15 protein-coding genes are annotated in these 17,911 nt (G+C 51.7%); 5 read left to right on the top strand and 10 right to left on the bottom strand.

Translation table 11 applies throughout. The features are described 5' to 3' along the window. Positions 1–216 precede the first annotated feature (216 nt). From HQN87_RS14230 to HQN87_RS14240, 3 genes are all read left to right on the top strand, one after another. On the top strand, positions 217–630 hold the full coding sequence (locus tag HQN87_RS14230; RefSeq protein WP_173134216.1) for a RidA family protein: 414 nt from the start codon (positions 217–219) through the stop codon (positions 628–630). Between the two features lie 327 nt (positions 631–957). Then, positions 958–1,533: a C39 family peptidase gene (locus tag HQN87_RS14235; protein WP_173134219.1), complete on the top strand. Its 576-nt coding sequence runs from the start codon at positions 958–960 to the stop codon at positions 1,531–1,533. Between the two features lie 12 nt (positions 1,534–1,545). Continuing rightward, positions 1,546–2,337, top strand: a complete 792-nt coding sequence (locus HQN87_RS14240; protein WP_173134222.1) for a hypothetical protein — start codon at positions 1,546–1,548, stop codon at positions 2,335–2,337. Between the two features lie 59 nt (positions 2,338–2,396). Here the strand turns inward: HQN87_RS14240 and HQN87_RS14245 are convergent, their stop codons facing one another. The 8 genes from HQN87_RS14245 to HQN87_RS14280 form a co-directional block, all read right to left on the bottom strand. Continuing rightward, positions 2,397–4,907, bottom strand: coding sequence for a hypothetical protein (locus HQN87_RS14245; RefSeq protein WP_173134225.1), 2,511 nt, complete (start codon positions 4,905–4,907; stop codon positions 2,397–2,399). A gap of 24 nt (positions 4,908–4,931) precedes the next feature. Then, a complete protein-coding gene (locus HQN87_RS14250) occupies positions 4,932–6,020 on the bottom strand; it encodes a HAMP domain-containing sensor histidine kinase (protein WP_173134228.1) in 1,089 nt (362 codons plus the stop codon). Continuing rightward, positions 6,013–6,711, bottom strand: a complete 699-nt coding sequence (locus HQN87_RS14255; protein ID WP_173134231.1) for a response regulator transcription factor — start codon at positions 6,709–6,711, stop codon at positions 6,013–6,015. Before HQN87_RS14255 ends, HQN87_RS14250 begins: the two co-directional genes overlap by 8 nt. 24 nt (positions 6,712–6,735) lie before the next feature. Then, a complete protein-coding gene (locus tag HQN87_RS14260) occupies positions 6,736–8,055 on the bottom strand; it encodes an ABC transporter substrate-binding protein (protein ID WP_173134245.1) in 1,320 nt (439 codons plus the stop codon). Positions 8,056–8,104: 49 nt separating this feature from the next. Beyond that, positions 8,105–9,265 carry an efflux RND transporter periplasmic adaptor subunit gene (locus HQN87_RS14265; protein WP_173134247.1) on the bottom strand — a complete coding sequence of 387 codons (1,161 nt, stop codon included), beginning with the start codon at positions 9,263–9,265 and terminating at the stop codon, positions 8,105–8,107. 46 nt (positions 9,266–9,311) lie between these two features. Then, positions 9,312–10,121: a carbohydrate ABC transporter permease gene (locus HQN87_RS14270; protein ID WP_173134785.1), complete on the bottom strand. Its 810-nt coding sequence runs from the start codon at positions 10,119–10,121 to the stop codon at positions 9,312–9,314. Positions 10,122–10,197: 76 nt separating this feature from the next. After that, positions 10,198–11,064, bottom strand: a complete 867-nt coding sequence (locus tag HQN87_RS14275; RefSeq protein WP_173134249.1) for a carbohydrate ABC transporter permease — start codon at positions 11,062–11,064, stop codon at positions 10,198–10,200. Positions 11,065–11,259: 195 nt separating this feature from the next. Next, the gene (locus HQN87_RS14280; protein ID WP_254075496.1) at positions 11,260–14,829 is read right to left on the bottom strand and encodes a 3-keto-alpha-glucoside-1,2-lyase-like domain-containing protein; all 3,570 of its coding nucleotides are present in this window, start codon (positions 14,827–14,829) and stop codon (positions 11,260–11,262) included. Positions 14,830–15,134: 305 nt separating this feature from the next. Here HQN87_RS14280 and HQN87_RS14285 point away from each other — a divergent pair, with 305 nt between their 5' ends. Together HQN87_RS14285 and HQN87_RS14290 are read left to right on the top strand one after the other, a co-directional pair. Beyond that, the gene (locus tag HQN87_RS14285; RefSeq protein ID WP_173134253.1) at positions 15,135–15,680 is read left to right on the top strand and encodes a MerR family transcriptional regulator; all 546 of its coding nucleotides are present in this window, start codon (positions 15,135–15,137) and stop codon (positions 15,678–15,680) included. A 200-nt stretch (positions 15,681–15,880) separates the two neighbouring features. Further along, positions 15,881–16,780, top strand: a complete 900-nt coding sequence (locus HQN87_RS14290; RefSeq protein ID WP_173134256.1) for an alpha/beta hydrolase — start codon at positions 15,881–15,883, stop codon at positions 16,778–16,780. An 84-nt stretch (positions 16,781–16,864) separates the two neighbouring features. Here the strand turns inward: HQN87_RS14290 and HQN87_RS14295 are convergent, their stop codons facing one another. Together HQN87_RS14295 and HQN87_RS14300 are read right to left on the bottom strand one after the other, a co-directional pair. Further along, positions 16,865–17,395 carry a GNAT family N-acetyltransferase gene (locus tag HQN87_RS14295; RefSeq protein WP_173134259.1) on the bottom strand — a complete coding sequence of 177 codons (531 nt, stop codon included), beginning with the start codon at positions 17,393–17,395 and terminating at the stop codon, positions 16,865–16,867. A gap of 71 nt (positions 17,396–17,466) precedes the next feature. Further along, positions 17,467–17,886 carry a VOC family protein gene (locus HQN87_RS14300; RefSeq protein WP_173134262.1) on the bottom strand — a complete coding sequence of 140 codons (420 nt, stop codon included), beginning with the start codon at positions 17,884–17,886 and terminating at the stop codon, positions 17,467–17,469. Positions 17,887–17,911 lie beyond the last annotated feature (25 nt).

Raw genomic sequence — 17,911 nt, forward strand, 5'->3', positions numbered from 1 at the left:
CTATATTTTCATTTTGCCTGAGCATATGTTATCCTTTAACGGTAAGTTTAAATTTTAAATGATTAGGAGGGATACCTGTGAAAAAGAGGTCTATTCAGTACTTATCTTGTGGGATCGGGTATTCCACGGCTGTTTTTTTCTAGAATTCATTCGGACGGGATAGGTCTGTCCAGAATATTCAAAAAAATAGCGAATTTAAAAGGAGACTTACAAACGATGAGCTTAAATAACCATTTAAATAACAATGTCGTTCAAAGATATAATCCGGAGAATATAGCGAAGCCTGTTGGAGGCTACAGTCATGTAACCAAAATAAGCAGAGACGCTGAGATGTATGTGTTCTCCGGTCAAATCGGGATCGATCACAACAATAACATCCCCGCAGACTTCAACCAGCAAGTGACCCATACCATGAGTAATATTGTTGACATCCTTGCTTCTCAAGAGCTAACGCCTGATCATGTCATCAAGATCAACATTTGGGCCACTGAAGAAATAGACTGGGATCATTTCTATGCCATCTGGAATAAAGTATTCGGCCTTACGCCTCCTTCCATGACGGTTGCCTATATCCAAGGATTAGGGCTGCCTGAGTTAAAAATCGAATTGGATGTTTGGGCCGCCGGTTAACACTTAAATATCATTCACCTCACCCAAAACGTACTTTAGAAGACATTCTAAAGATTCGTTTTGGGTGTTTTATTGTTTGCCTGCGCTGTTGGCTGGCTTCCCTCTCCATGGTCATACTAATCGAATCTTTTTCATGCCCAAAATTATATTTTTTCCCAAAGAGTGTAACTTTGCCCTTATTCTCTACGTCTTTGATATTGTATTGCATTCTTTATTATTTAGATTTCTCAGAAACTATTTCTTTTTAAATTTACATATTAGTAATAATGTGGTACTTTTATGGAAGTAAGTGGAGTATATACCCATCAAAAGGAGATGATGTATACCATGAAATTATCTTTAAAAAAGCGTTGGGCACTAATCGCTACATTTGTTTCTGTTTTTTTATTGTCTTTTGTTTCCCAGGCGTATGCTACCAATTTAACTGGGTATCCAGCAGCGTCCCAAGCTAAAAGTAATTGGTGCTGGGCAGCTACAAGCGTTACCATTCTTCAATATTACGGAATCTCTGTAAGCCAATGCTCTTTTTATGATCATGTGAAGGGAACCACAGGATGTACAACCAACGAGAGTGAATCATATGGAACTGTTCAAGAAGGCCTACATGATTATGGGGTATCCAGTTGGAATCATACAGGGTCCTTATCCTATAACGAGGTGAAAACTCAGATTGATAGCGTTGGCAGTCCTGTCTACGTAAGCTGGAAATGGAATACTGCTACCGGTGGCGGGCACGCAATAGTTATTTATGGGTACGACACATTTGGCGGAAATGACTGGATTCAACATATGAACCCGAGCGGAGGTACAAAAACCTCCATGCTATACACCAACGTTAAAGGTGGCTCCAGCTACGATAGAACTTGGAGATGGGGACTTCATGGCTTCAACAAATATATTTAAGGAGGAATTTCCATGAGGAAGAAAACGCTACTGGCAAGTATTGCCTCATTTTTGTTGCTTCTACACTTACTCTCCCCTATACAGGCTCAGGACATTGCAGAAGATGTGGTTTCTTTTGCCAACACCCAGGGGTTGAGCTTAATTAAAGAAGGGCTGTCTAAAGACCCCGGAGGATACGGTTACGCTAATGAAGCAGAGATTAGTGAAGTTACCGTAGGTGAAGGAATGCAGATTCATTTTATTGATGGGGCAAAGCTGAGGACAGCTTCTGATAGTTTACTTGAAACAGTCACCCCTCAGGAGAGCTGGGAATTTCTTATTCTGTCAAGTGGGGTACCCAGATCCAAGATGGTCATTCAAAAAGATTCAAACGGTTCGTATCAGGTTACCGAATTCGGGGGAAACCCTGGAACATTAGCTTATGCCATCCAATCTCTGCAGGCTGAAGGGAGTGTGAGTGAGCCTACTCTTATCCGTGAGCGGGACGAATATATAGCTGCCTTCAAAAAAGATAATCAGGAGCTCATTATTGCCCCACAGCAGGCCTCATCAGCAGAGTCAAAAGGATTAAGCAGCAATTCAGAACCTCAACCACCGGAAAATTTAATTGATGTACTACAGTCCCTACAAAACGATTCATCCGATAACGGGAAGGATGGTTCGGGAACCGTTGCTTCTGCATCCAATGCAGATAATAATACTCCCTTAATAAGACCTATTATGATAAGCATTCTTATTGCTCTAGCAGCGGTGTTCGTATTCTGGGTCTATTTCAGAAGACGGAAGCCCTCTAGTCCAATGTAAAAAGAAACAGGCCGCCTTCCAGCATTGGAAAGCGGCCTGTTTATCAACTATCTACAATATCACTCCGCCTCCGTCTTCTTCGCACTTCGCTCATAAGCCACAGGGTAACTCTGGCTTCCCAGCAGAATCCGTTTCCCCTGGAACTCATCATAGATATTCACCCGCACCGTTCCGCCGGGAAGGGCCTTATACGCTTTGTGGTTCAGCGAGAAGGACAAGCTGCTTACGGCTCCGGCACCTGCAGGTTCCTCTCCTAGTGATAGATGCTTCTCCGAAGGCTGACCGAACGGGTCGACCAATTCCACCACAAGCTTATGCTCATTGTCTCCAGTTACGTACGATTCGCTGCGGGTTAACCGGTAGTTGATCTGCGTCTCGATGGACTCCCGTCCTTCTGTCATCGTTGCTGTCACCTGGTTCACCGACAGGGAGTACGGGAACAGCTCCAGCTTCTGAAGGGACGGCTGCGGAGCGGGATTGGCCGGGTTCAGCGCCAGACCCACGGTCTCGATATAGGCGGTCGGCACTGCGCCGGGTGCGGTCAATTTGCCTTCAGCGATGCCTTCCCCGAGATAGAGGGTTAACTCTGAAGCGTTGATCTCCGGCGGAAGCTTGCTCCAGACGGTGACCAGACTCTTCTCTTTGGCATTCAGGGCCGCAGCGGACTGCGTAATTACCGCTTCGAAATACTGATGGTCCGGGGTCCGGTAATACCCCACCAGCTGCGCCGGCTGGCTCCTCCGTAATTCCTCGTTCGTCATCACCAGCTCCGTGTACACAAGCTTGGAGTCTATGCCGGGATAGATCCGGGTCTGTCTCTCCAGAACCTCCGCCTTCTTGCCGGTCAGCTCCAGGTGGAACGGTTCTCCGGCGTCTACAGTTCTTAGGGTATTATCAAGCTGGCTGGTGAACAGCGTAAGGAAATTCAACTTGGCCTCTCCCGAAGCATACTGGAGGATCATCTTCAGCTTCGTGAGGTCATAGGAATAGGGAAGCTTCCCTGCGATATACAGCACCGCTGTCTCCCGCGGAGCCAATTGGCTCTTGGAACCGTCAATGATGATCTGCGAAGTGCCGCTGATATCCATATCCCCCGCTTTCAGAAGAGCTGTAAGCGCCGGGAGCTGCACATTCGCCGCACCTGTGTTGCGGAGGGTGACCTTGGCCACAATCTGATCCTGGTCCGACCACGGCAGGCGTTCTACCGATTCAAGCTTCACTACGAAGCTGCCCAGACTGTTCTTCACAGGGTATTCTGTTGCCCGCAGGTGATCCGGCTGCAAGGAATACGGAATCTGGAAATAGGCCGCCGGAAAGGCCATCCGGTTCTCTTCGGCAGGCTCATTCATCTGAAGCTGGAGCACGCCCTGATTCAGCTTCTGCGGCAGCTCTGCGCTGAGTTCAACCGTCCGCTCTTCCAGCGGCTTCAGCGTCAGACCGGCAAGCGCTTTATTGCTGACCGGGTAGTTATACCCCTCGGCCGTGGTTAGGCTGAACGGGTAATCCGGAACGGTCACGGCCTGGTTGCCTGTGTTCCGCACACGGAACTGCAGACTCCATTTGGCCAAGTTGTCCTCTGCATACACCGCTGCGCTTGCCAACTGGGTCTCAATGGTATGGTTAGCGACTTTAAGCTTGGCCACGGCGTTAACGGGTACGGTGAAGTTAGGCATTTCCGCTGCAGGCAGCTTATACTCAGCAACCGGGAGTTTCAATTGCAGCGTGCTGTCTTCCCGGACAAATTGCAGGGACATATGATCCAGCTTCGTATAGGCAGGGATGTCTGCCAGATAGTACAGGGTTCTTTTCTCCTTGGGCTGAATCTGGTAATCTGCCTTGTCGGCGTTCAGCTCAAACCTGGAGCCTCCTGCGGATACCAGATACCCCTTCAGGCCTGTATCCTTAAGCACCTTGGTGCCCGAATTGGACAAGCTGACTCCAACCCTGGCGTACACCTTCCCGTTAGTTTTAACAATCTGCAGGCTCTCCGCCTTGCTGATGACCGGCATCTCTCCCAGGACCAGCTTCTTGCTCTGGCCTCTGGCAATCACCGTGGAGTAGGAGCCCGGAATCGTGAACATCCCCAGCTTCTTCTGGTAATTCGCCTGACTGAAGTCCCAGCCGAATAAGGAGATGCGGACGCCGTTTAACTTAGCCGCCTGACCCGCATTGACGTAATACGTCACCGGCTGGCTGCTATTCGCCGGAATGGACTTGATTGCAGCACTGCTTGTCACCGGTTTGCCTTGAATCACAGCGCCGCTTGAAGTGGTGACCCTGGAGAAATAATCAATCAGGCTTACGCTGCTCTTGCTCTGGTTGTAGTAATTCAAGGTGTAGGTAAGAATATTCCCGCCCTCCTGGGGCTGAAGGGCTGCATCCAGCAGCCTCACACTCACCCCGTTCTTCAATGAGACCGCCCCTATTCCCTCCAGCGTGGGTACGGCGGCTGAAGCCGCAGTTCCCGCTGAAGGCCCGGCCGCTGCCGTATAGGCTCCGAAGGCCATGGACTGGCTGAGAACCGCCAGGCTTAGCATGGCGACAGCAAATTTTCTCGTGGAATGATACATGATGCTCTCCTCCCTTAACTCCGCTTAAGCTTGCGGCAGCCGCATCTCGAACCTTGTCCATAGTTCATTGCTCTCTACAGACAGGCTTCCCTCATGCTGCTCTACGATATTGCGCGCAATGAACAGACCGAGACCGGTGCCGCCCTCCTGATGTGTCCGTGCCCGGTCCCCCGAATAATACATCTCGAAGATATGCGGCTGCTCCTCCAGGGGAATGGGATTTCCGTAATTGATCACCTCAACCGCCACTACGCCTGAATCGAGACGGCCGTTAATATCCACATACACGCCTTCTTGTCCATACCGGGCGGCATTGGTCAGCAGATTCCCAAGTACACGTACCAGCAGATCCCCATCCCCATAGATGCTTAAGCCCGGGGTAACCTGCAGCCGCGAGATCAGGCCATTCCGCTCGAATACCGGGTACAGCTCCTCGTTCAATTGTCTGAGCAGCTCGCTGAGATCCAGGTGTGTCTTGACCATAGGTAGCGTGCCATAGTTCATCCTGGTGATCTCGAACAGCCCGTCAATCAGCTTCTCCAGCCGCTGGGACTTGGTGAAGGCAATGGTCGCGAAATGTCTGATCGTCTCGATAGGCAATTGCTTATCCTTAAGAATCAGATCCAGATATCCCAGCACGGAGGTGAGCGGTGTACGCAGATCATGCGCCAAATTGACGACCAGCTGGTCCTTGCTGCTCTCGGCGAAATCGCCTCTTTGCACCGCCTCCTGCAGTTTAGCCCCTGCCACATTCAGATCCTCGGCGATTGCGCTGAACTCATCCCTGGAGGCAATCTGCACCTGATTCTGAAATTCTCCGTTCGCCAGATGATGAATTCCCTTAGATATCTCATCAAGGTAGCGGATGTACGGCTTGGTGAACTTGAAGAAGAATATCAGCATCAGGGGGATAAACAGCATCAGGAACACATTGAAGTCTCCGATCCTGAAGATCATCCGGCGTAATTCTGCCTCCGGGTCCTCCCACCGGACCCCGGCGTAATAGAGCTGAAGCAGCTTGAACAATCCATAGATAATACTGCCTGACAAGAGCATGCTTACGCCCAGTAACTGGACCAGTCTGGCTCTGAAGCCCCGGAGTCTCTTAGGCATTGAACGTGTACCCGACACCCCAGATGGTTTTGATGAACCGGTCTTTATTCTGGTCTTCCCCCAGCTTCCTGCGCAGGGTGCGGATATGCACCATCACCGTATTGCCGGTCTCATAGTACGCTTCACCCCACACCTGTTGAAAAATGCTCTCCGCACTAAACACCTGCCTGGAATGGCTGGCCAGCAAATAGAGGATGTCGAACTCCTTCGGTGTGAGGTCAACTGCCTCTCCATACAGAGTAACGGTATGCTGGTCAGGGGAGATAATCAGCCCGCCTGCCTCCAGAACCGAAGTCTGATTGGCGGCCGCAGGCTGGCTGAACTGCAGGGAACGCCGCAGCTGGGAATTGACACGGGCCAGCAGTTCCATAGGATTGAAGGGCTTAATCATATAATCGTCAGCTCCCATCACAAGTCCGGTAATCTTATCGAAATCAGAGGCCTTGGCACTGAGGAAAATAATCGGCAGATTATGCTTCACCCGGACCCGGCGGGTGACCTCATACCCGTCCAGCTCCGGCATCATAATATCCAGGATCGCCAGGTCGATGGACTGGGATTGTATCGCCTGCACCGCTGCTTTGCCGTCTGCCACTTGGATACAGTGATACCCTTCCTTCTGTAGATGCAGAGCCACCAGATCGGCAATCTCTCTCTCGTCCTCTGCGATCAGAATCGTGACTCTCTTCATACAGGGCTCCTCCTCCGTCTGGATCTATTCGTTCAGGTACGTCGTCGCCTTGTTCTGAATCAGCTTCGCCACTTCCTCCGCCGTCTTCTGTCCGCTGAAGAACGCGCCCGCCTCTTCACCAATGATGTTGATAATCTTGACATCCATCATGGCGAAGTTATCCGCGGTATCCATCATCTCCTGGAATTCCTTGAACTGCCCGTCAGGCACACTGGCAAGCTTGCCGCTTGGAAGCTTATATGTCCCGCTCTTCACCTGCTGCTGAAGCTCCCCAAGCTGCTTGTGATTCAGCGATTGGAGGAGGGAGAAGCCTTCTCTGCTCTGGATGGACTGCGCTTCCTCAGACAGCAGGAACTCGATGAACTTCCAGGCCTGGTCTGTAACCGGCGATTTGGCCTGTATCGCAAACGCAGAGATCGGAATTATTCTCATGGCGCCGGAATTTCCGCTATGCGGCTTATACAGCAGCTTCGGATTGGCAAAATAGGTATACGGGATATTGATGAAATCCGCCGGGGTCTGGATAACGGTGGAATAGAACAATTGATTCTCCACCTCCGCAGGCTTGCTGGTCATCACGTTATCGTCATACATCTCTTGAATCTGCCGCATCATATAGATGAATGCAGGAGAATCGAACTTGGCCTTCCGAGCAGCAGCGTCTACGAACTGGTTATAGCTGTCGAATACCATCTCCTGAAGGAGCAGATCCGGCGGATTATTCGGAAGCGCGTAACGGTGGCCGGAGCCGGCCTTCTGCCCGGCCTCAATCAGTGATTTGGCAATCTCATTGAAATCCTGCCAGGTCCAGCTCTTATCGTCTACGTCCGCTTGCTTCAGCACATCCCCGTCTCCAAGGAATGCCCTCAGGTAGTACCCGGATGGAATGATATAGGTGCCGCCATCCAGCTTCAGGGCATTCAGCACATTCATCGCAAGATCATCCCGCTTCAGCGTTTGCGACTGCTTGAGGTAATCCTCCATATTAAGAAATAGCTGCTTGTTCACATATTCACTGACAGGCAGGCTGCTTGTTTCATAAATGTCGGCTCCTTTTCCAGAGAGCAGTGCCGTACCGGCGCTTTTCTGATAATTCTCATAATCCGGCCCCTTCATAGTCTCGCCGATCCCCTTGTAAGCCTGAACCTGCAAATCAATCTCAGGATAGGCCTTCTCGAACCTCTGCTCCACAGCACGGTAGAATTCAGAGTCCTGTTGAACAGATAACGTAACGACCGTCTTCCCGCCTGTGCTCGGTGCTTCCGCGCTGCCCCCCGGACTGCATGCAGTCATTAGAGTGGTAAAAGCAAAGCCCATGCCCAGCCAACTTTTCCTCATCTTCATCTTGAAAGACCTCCTATAATTCTTCGTAGGGTATGTGTACAAATATTGCTTATTGCAGACGTACACGATTCCCGTCCTGTAAGGGCTCACTGCTCTCCAGAATAATCAGCTCATCTTCATACAGGGTATCCGTCTGAATGAGGCTGTCTACACCATTGGTGGTAAGGGAGCGGATCTGAACTTCACGGGCTACAAAATCATTGCCTAGCGCCCCCCGCTGCTCCTCGATCTTATACACAAAGCTGCGCTCCCCCGCCTGATGGATAGCCTTATCCGGGACCACCAGCCCCTCTTGAAGAGAAGGCTTCTTCAGCTTGACCTGAACCTGCTCACCCCCCTTAAGCGAGTCCTCTGCCAGCCGAATAAAGACATTCCTTTGCGGGATTTCCACCGCCCTGCCGTTCTCCTCCCCGGATGAGCTGCCGGTACGCGCCTGAACCGTCTTGATCTCCGCCACCTGTCCTTGTAAGGGACGGGCCTGCTGCCCCTCTGAAGGATGAACCTCCACCTCAATCTTCTCTCCTAAGGAAACTCCGAGACTGGATAACAGCTCTGCATCTGCCATGAAATCAAACTGATACCCCTCACTGCTGCTCGATAGAACAAGATCCGGCTCGCCCGCAGACAGCATCCCCGGAATGGCATTCACCTGGGTTACAATCCCGTCGAATGGGGCCAGAAGCTGCTGCTGACGGGCCAACTGGTCTCTCATCCCGGCAATTTTGCGCGCCTGCGTGGCCTGATCAAGCTTGCCCGCCTCAATCTCTCGTCTGGCCTTGCGAATCTGAAGCTCATCCCCCTCCAGGTACGTCTGAATGAACTGATCCTGGAGGGTCTGCTGCAGGATCTTCTGTTTGTCCAAGAGCGAGACCTCATCCTGCAGCTCTGATTCGGCAGTCTGGCTGTCATAGAGGATTAGCTGCTGCCCCTTCTTGACCTTGTCCCCCTCCTTCACAAGAATCTGCCGGACCTTCCAGCCGCTGGAATTCAGGAGCTGTACTTCGCTCACGGGCCGCAGCATCCCGCTGCCCTCCAGCGTGAATTCAAGGCTCCGGCTCTCCGGTTGGACCGTCGTCACTTTGGGCAACGTCAAGGACTGCAGCGTATTGCTGAAGAAGGTGAAGAAGAGCAGCACCCCCAAGAGCAGCAGGAAAGCCGTTCTGATCCTTTTTTTGCGCCTGCGGTCTGCCGGCACGCCTGTAATCTCCATATCCCGTCTTTCTCCTCCTTCCCTACAAGTCCCTCACACGCGGGCATTACCCCTTGATTCCCGACAATTGGACACCTTCAATGAAATACGTCTCCGCATACAGAAAGAGAAGGACCATCGGAGCCATATAGATGGCGGAAGCGGCAAAGGCAAGCCCCTTCTCGCTGCTGACGTTGGATAGATAGACCGATAAGGGCTGCCTCAGCGGGTCGTCCAGGAAGATCAGCGGCTGCTCCACCATATTCCAGTAATCGACGAATAACAGAATCGTGAGTGCGGCCAGGCCCGGCTGAACCATGGGAACAATAAGGGTATAGAAAATCCGCAAATGTCCGGCCCCGTCCATCTTGGCCGCTTCGATATAGGCATACGGAATGTTCAGCATGAACTGCCTGAGCATGAATACACCGAAGGCGGCAAAAATACCGGGCAGGATAATGGCCCCCGGGCTATTCAGAAGCCCCAGCCGGTCCGCCATGATGTAATTGGGCACAAGAGTCACCTGAAAGGGCATCAGCATCGTCAGGACATAGATCAGGAACATGAATTCCCGCCCCCTGAACCTCAGCTTGGAGAACGCATAGGCCGCGAGCGCGGCGATCAGCGTCTGTCCGGCAATGATCGGCACCACCAGGAATACCGAATTCCAGAACATCGACAGGTACAGCGGGCTGTCCATCAGCACCTTGCCGTATTGCTCCAGCGAGACCTGATCCGGCAGCCATTTCAAATTTGCAAAAGGATCGCTTCTCCCCTCCACCACCTTGTTCATTTGTCCGACAGGGCCGTAATTGATCCCTATTTCGCGGGTGCTCATGAACGAATTGATGAGGGTCACCCCAATCGGGAACAACATTACGAGTGCGACCGCCCCCAGAATGACGGTTAACGTTAGCTTGTGTATGACTTTACCAACTGGCAAGACCTCACCTCTATTCCATATATCGCCGGTAGCGGCGTTCCATGGCGAACAACCCGAGTACGATGAGGAGAATACCGCCAACCATTAAGGTGGACGCAGCCGTCATCTTCGGAAGGTCGAGCGACAGGAACATATTGTTCATAAAGTGCTGCAGCATATAGATGCTGTCATGCGGATAAGGTCCGGCAATCAGATACGTCTCCCGAAATACCTTGAAGGAATTAATGACCGACATAATGACAACAAAAAACATCGTAGAGGTTAAATAGACCAGCGTAATGCTGCGGAACTGCCTTAGCCGGCCAGCCCCTTCAAGCTGGGCGGTTTCGTAGTAATCCTTCGGGATCTGCTGGAGTCCGGCCAGGAACAGGATCACGTTATACCCGATGTTTTTCCACACATACATCGTCATGATTACATTCCGCGCAGCCTCCGTCTTCATCCAATCCACCCGTGCCAGACCGAAGCCGCTCAGCCAGGCATTCAGCGCCCCGTTCCAGTCAAACAGGATCTGCCAGACCAGGATAATGGAGGCGACAGGAACGACCAGCGGGAGTACATAGGCAGTTCTCAGCCATTTCTGACCATATAGGCCTCTGTTGAGCAGCAGCGCTAACCCCAGCGACAGCACAATCAGCAGCGGAACACTCACCACGCTGAAGTAAAAGGTATTCGTGGCCGCCTTCCGGAAGGATTCGCCCGCCATCAGCTCCCGGTAATTCTGCAGTCCCACATACTGCCCGCCCACCGTGCGGTCCATGAAGGAATAGAACACGCCCATGCCGAACGGAATCAGGTAGAACAGTGCAAATCCGGCCACACTTGGTGCAAGAAATAACCATGCGACAGATGAATCCCTTCGGGCCCAATTCTTCATGTGGTTCCCTCCCTGTCCTCAAGAATAAGAAAAACTGTTTAAGAACAAGTCGGGTAAAGATTAAAACTTTCTTAAATTCTCAGCGCAAAAAAGCCGCGAACGGATTGGTTGATCCGTGCACAGCTATTTCTCACAAAAAAATCCTGGCGCATAAGCTTGTATAAGCTTCTTATACGCCAGGATTATCATATTTATCTATGCTGACCCTTCCGGCAGGAGCATCTCCTCTTGCTCAGGGTCTTCAGGCGGCAGACTTACAGTAATGTCTACCATAACGGTATCCGTTATCGTGGTGTCGGTCCAGGACGATCCGTCCCACACCTGCTTCAGATAGGTGGCTGTAATCTTGAAATCACCTGCCGCAGAGGGAAGGTACTCGGCCTCATATACCGCATCAGTTACGGTGAACGTTCCCGGCTTACCTGTCTCCGTGGAGCTCCATGTTACCGGGAGATACCGCTCGTCGCCGATGATTGGCGTTGCGATGCTCTGATTATAGCCCTCCGCTGTCAGGATGACTGGCCCTCCCGCTACTGCGCTGGTTAAGCTTACGCTGAGACTATTACCGGCAGCGCTAACCGCCGTATAAACGTCCTGAGTTACCTTCTTGTTCGCAGCAGACTGCACCTTCTGGATGCCTGTAACGCGGGCATTATCAAACACGGCATTCTGGGATGTGGTTCTGAAGCCAATCTGCCCTGCGGTTAATTCCGTTTGCGGGTTCGTCCATTCGAGCTTACGCTGGCCGTCCACAAACCCTAGGATCCGGTTTCCTTTGATCACCGCTTTAAGGGTATACCACTGATTCGCAGCCGCATCGGCGAACATCGTGCTGGACACAGGGGTCAGCGTTCCATTTACCGCCTTGAATAGCTCCAGCTTCTTGTCGTTCACATTTATCCGGTACATATAATAGTTATTGGCATCCTGTACCCGGAAGAGGATACCGGCATTGGCATTCGCGATAGGAACCTTCACTTTGGCTTCCACCGCAACATCTTTCCATGAATCCCCGGCTGTAATAAGCGCCGCCCCATTCCCCTTCGTCTGAATCAGGGCTTTCGTATTGCCGTCTGTGGTTACACTCCAGGTCCCGGCAGCTGCCGTCCAGCCCGTAGTATTGCCATCCTCAAAGTTATCCGTGAACCGGACGGAACCCGGATTAGCATCAATCGGAGTCTCATCCACATCTGTAACCTGAATCGTGAAGCTCTTCTCCAGAGACAGGCCGTTTGCGTCAATGCTTTTCACCCGGATGCTATAGCTGCTCTTCGCTTCATAATCCGGCGTGCTGCGGAGAATCAGCCTGTCTCCCAGCAGGGGAATGGAGAAGCTGCCGTTATCAGCGTCTCCTTGCCCGGAGACCAGCGCATAAGTGAAGGTCTGGCCCGCATCCGGATGGGCTGTAGAGAAGGTGCCCACTACGCCGCCTGGAGTGGTAAGCTCCGGCACCTGTGTAGCGCTGAGAGTAATATCAGTGGGCGGATTGTGAATGGCGGTCACCCTGGCATCGTCATACCAGATCCCGGCCGAAGTGGTGCGGAAGCCGACTCCGCCCGAGGTTAATTCATTGACCGGATTGGTCCATGTGGTCTTCAGTACTCCATCCACATAACCTTTGATGGTATTGCCCTGGACCGTCGCCTTAAGGGTATACCATTGATTCTTGACAGGTACAAAGGGGGTATCCGAGACCAGCGTCAATGTTCCAGCCACAACCTTATAGAGCTGCAGCTGACTCTTGCTGGCATCAATCCGGTACATATAGAAGTTGTTCTGATCCTGCACCCGGAAGACAATGCCTGCGTTCTCGCTTCCATTATAGAGAGGCAGTCTGGCTCTGGCTTCATACGTGTAATCCGTCCAGGAAGCACCAGCCTTGGCGGTGATAAGCGCCGTCATGGTTTGGCTGGTGGATAGCACCCGGTTCCCCATTTGCTCGGTTACCGCCCAGCTGGCCCCGCCTGAAGCCATGGTCCAATCCGTAAGAAGCCCGGAGGTGAAGTGATCGCTGAACCAGGCCTGATCCGAATTCGCGAAGACTACCCCGCTTACATTATCATTCCTGATGCTCACCTTCAGGTCACTGAGATTCTTCGCCAGCTTTCCTTTCACAACCACATCTGCAAAAGTTACCCCGTTCACCATCCCGCCTCTGGTAGGGTTGCCCTGAATAGGGGAATCTCCTCCCGTATCGCGGACATTGATGTTCCGGAGAATGACATTGCTTACATCGCCAGATGTACTGGTGGAGACCCGCAGCCAGTAATTCCCGAACTGGTTGATGCCCACCCGTTCAATATCAATATTCTCGAAGGTAACATCCTGGGCCCAGCCTTCAACCGGGAGCGGATTCTCTGTATAAGCATGATCCACCAGCAGCGCCCGCGCGCTTTGATAGACATACGAATTGCGGATCGTTACGCCAATCTGCGGCGTGCATATGCCCATCCCCAGCTTGAAGGCGGCGCACCGGGTCCAGGCGAAGCAATCCTCGAAGACCACATTCTCCAGATGCTCGATGGCTCCCGGCCAGTCCTTGGACATTCCCTTCTGCGGCCAGGTCTTGGTCGAGAAGGTATCGTCATCCGAGATGGCAAGGGCATGCTTCACCAGCACGTTCTGGCTCTCATTAATATCAATCGCATCATCCTCAAGCGTAAATAAATCCTGGTATCCCTTATAGTTGGTGATGGTCACGTTATCGGAGCGGACGACCAGGAACGCCCAAAAGCCGCCGTCCCGCAAGGTTAACCCGTCAAACTTGAAGTTGCTGGTCGCCATCGGCACCACCAGGTTATTGATGAACCCCTCTCCCTGCTTATGGGTGGAAGGCGGGTTGGTCATCTTGCGTTTGCGCATTTCTATCCCTTTCCCGTCGATGGTTCCGCGCCCCCGCATGGTGATATTTACAGAATTGGTGGCGGTGCGGATGAAATAGGTTCCATCCGAGATCGAATCCTTGCGGAAGTCATTCCGGTAGTCCTCGCCCCGGCCTGTGCCAACAATGACGGCTCCTCCGGCCAGGTAGAAGGTGACATTGCTTTTCAGAGTCAGGTTGCTGCTCTTATACACGCCTGCCGGAATATACACAATGCCGCCCCCGGCCTGATTGGCCGCATCAATCGCCTGCTGGATAGCACCCGAGGTGATCGTTGCCCCCGTCTTGTCCGCGTTGAATGGCGCAGCGGTCACATTGTAGATCCCCGGGCCGGAGGACGCAGGGATGTCTGTCTCCAGCGGATCGGCGGCGATCACGAGTCTTTTGCGGCGCTTGTCCGGGTCCTTCTCATTCGGGTCTTCGTTCGCAGGCGCATTAATATCTACGATCACATAGGTAGACGCTGATAGGGTGAAGGTCAGCTTGTTGCCGTTGACCGTTCCCGTGATGTTCTTGGCGAGCGGGCTGATCGAATAGGAGGTAATCGGCTTATCTGCCGTAACCTCAATGCTGACTGTTCCGCTGAAGGAGAACTGGGCGTAATCGTAGTCAGGCAAATATTTAATGACGGGAACCGATTGATCATCCGCCTTCAGTGAATAGACATCCGACGGCGTATAAATGGCAGGCATCGGGTAGTTCTGAATAATGGCCGGCTCCCCGGCCGCCTGTGGTACAGACGCAGGATCAGCCGCGTCACCGGTATCCGTTGCCGACAACGCGTAGCTCTGAATAATGTCGGCTGCGCCGGCTGTCTGCGGGATGAAGCCTGTGAATGTGACTGCAAGCGCTAGCAGAAGACTTATTACTTTTCTCGTAAGCATAAATACCTCCTCTAGATCCATATTGGCTCCTTATGCATTCGGGTAACCGCTTTCATATCCCTGCTTCAGAGCTGCTCGTTACTCATCTACTATAATCCTGGTCCATGGAGAAAGGAGCGTGGCAGGCCCACTCTCCAGGGATACAATTATACTGTTCTGTATGTATTACACAGTTCTCCAGAGAGCAAGAATAGTCGTAATAACACTTTGCTTGGCGAATCAGCACTTCCTTTGTCACCCGTGCAGGGGGCCGCCAAAGAACAACGAATAAGTCATAGGAGGACTACTACACTGGAGGGATTGAAATGGAAATTCTGAAAACAAAGGAAGCTGCGGAGCTGCTGTCCGTTAGCCAGACTACGATCAAACGCTGGGCGGCCATGTTCCCGGATTTCTTTCTAAAGGACCGTCTGGGACACTATACCTTCTCGGAGCAGCAAATCAGCCAGCTCACTCATATTAAAGACCGTATTAATCACGGGGAAGCACTGGAATGTATCCAGCTGGATCAAGCGGATGACAAGCTGCCTGCGGGCCTGCTGCAAGAGAACCCCGGCCTGCATTCAGAAGGTGACCTTATGAATAGAATATGGACCCGGATCGAGGACATTGAGCATGCACTGGACCAAAAGGCGAGCGAGATCGTGTCAATACAACTGCTTCAGCAGCGTGCAGAGCTTGAGGATATGCGAGTAATGATTAAGCAATTATCCGCATCGCTGGAAACGATGCACAAGCCCGTCACTACATCCCGCTCCCCGTATGAAGAGCTTCATCCGGTTGCCGCCGGCAGGCTGATGTCTCCGCCAAGGAAGCGCAGCCTGTTGCGCTCTTTTTTCCCATTCCTATAGCCCTATCATACGCTGCATTGCCGCCTCTTCACATACAGAAGGTGCGAACAGGCCTGTTCATCTACCAGAGGCTTGTCGCATCTTCTATCTCTTTAAGTCTATTTCTATATACATATTTTGTTAAATATGGTATCCTCAATATGGATGCGCTTACATGTTATGCCGAGTTTTGCCAAATCGAATCGAGGAGGATACGTGAAATGAGGAAAATTCTAACCCGAATTGCAAGTCTGGCTCTGGCCACAGCACTTATGCTGCCGGCAATGTCCTATGCATCACCTGTTACAGAGGAACAAGATCTGAACCTCTCTGCCGCTCTGACTGCGAGCACTACCATTACCCCCGCTCCGCAGGGCTATGATGGGTACCGCAATAATATCCCGCACGGCAACGTGCAGCAGATCTCTTATTATTCAACCACAGTAGGCAAGTCGAGAAATGCGATGGTGTACACCCCTCCGGGTTATAACCCTTCCAAGACCTATAGCGTCCTCTACCTGCTGCACGGCATTGGCGGAGACCAGAATGAATGGCTCAATGGGATGAATCCGCGCAATATTCTGGACAACCTGTACTCCCAGAACAAGCTGGAGCCGATGATTGTAGTGTTCCCGAACGGCCGCGCCATGGCGGATGACCGCCCGATTGGCGATATTTATGCTCCTGACAAGGTAGCCGCCTTCGAGCGGTTTGAATTCGATCTCATCAATGATCTCATTCCTTACGTTGACTCCCATTTCCCGGTATATACGGACAAGCAGCACCGTGCGCTGGCCGGATTATCCATGGGAGGCGGACAGACGCTGAACTTCGGCTTGAAGCATCTGGACAAGTTCTCCTGGATTGGCGCGTTCTCCTCCGCTCCCAATACGAAGCCGGCCTCACAGCTCATCACCAATCCGGCTCAGACGGTCAGCCAGCTGAAGCTGCTCTGGATCTCCTGCGGCGCTTCAGATGGTCTGCTGTATATCAGCCAGAATTTCCATAACAGCCTGAACAGCATGAATGTCCCGCATATGTGGTATCTGGATGTAGGCGGACATGAAGGGAAAGTGTGGAGCAGCGGGCTGTATCAATTCTCGCAGCGGATCTTTAAGTAACCACGATGAATAGCCTGTATTCTCCCTACCGCTAAGGCAGGGAGAATACAGGCTTCAATCAGATAGTTACCCACCCGTTTACATTCAATCTGATTTTAATTTCGAATACATACGAAGGTCATTGAATCTTCCCGCTACTCTCTCAGATTGCCTAAGTGTTCCTTCAAATGTGAAATCAAGCTTGTGCAGCAGCTTTATAGAATTCATATTTGCGGGGTCTACCTTCGCTTCGATCCGGTTCAGCTCCAAAGAGGAGAAGGCGTGATCCAGCAAGGCACGGACAGCTTCGGAAGCATACCCTCTTCCCCAAAAGGATGCCGCAATATCATATCCGATCTCTGCTTTGGCATTCTCGAAATCTAAAGAATTATAGCCGCAGGAGCCTATAATTTCACTCGACTCTGTGAGAATGACCGCGTAGCGAATAGCCTTATCGTCCTCCGAGAGATCATCCAGAAGCTGGATCATATCCCGGGCCTGCTGTTCATCCGTAAAACTGCTGACATTCATATACCGGGTAACCTCCGGGTCCGACCAAATGCTGAACAGGCTGGAAGAATCGGCCACCTTCATTTTTCTGAGCAATAGCCGTTCCGTGTGTAACTCTGTAATCAATACTTTTACCTCCCATATTTAAGTTAATATCCAGGGTTCAAATATTGATATCTGCGCATAGTTCAGTCCCTTCATGTTAGCTCCGTATAAATCTGAAACGTCACGCCGAATTTGTCCGTCACATCCCCAAACCCCGGACTGAACGGTTCTTCTTTGAATGGCATATTGACTTGCCCCTCTTGCTGCAAGGCTTCAAAAATCCGCCTCGATTCCTCCACGCTGTCCGTTGTAAGGCAAATGGTTACCCGCTTTCCGCTCTCGATCGGCATACCGGCAGGAGCATCTGATAACATGAGTTCCGCTGTTCCAATCGTTAACTTGGCGTGAGCCACAAGATGATTCAGCTCATCCGTGAAAGTACTTGGCATACCCGGCATGTCACCGTAAGTCAACAGGGAGAGAACCTTGGCACCGATGGCTTGTTCGTAGAATTGTATAGCTTCCTGCGTCCGGCCCTCCAAGGTAATATAAGGGGTGATTTTTAACGTCATAACTTATTCCTCCTTGAGTATGGAT

This window comes from Paenibacillus tritici, assembly GCF_013204885.1.
In the GTDB taxonomy this organism is placed as follows: Bacteria; Bacillota; Bacilli; order Paenibacillales; family Paenibacillaceae; genus Paenibacillus_AQ; species Paenibacillus_AQ tritici.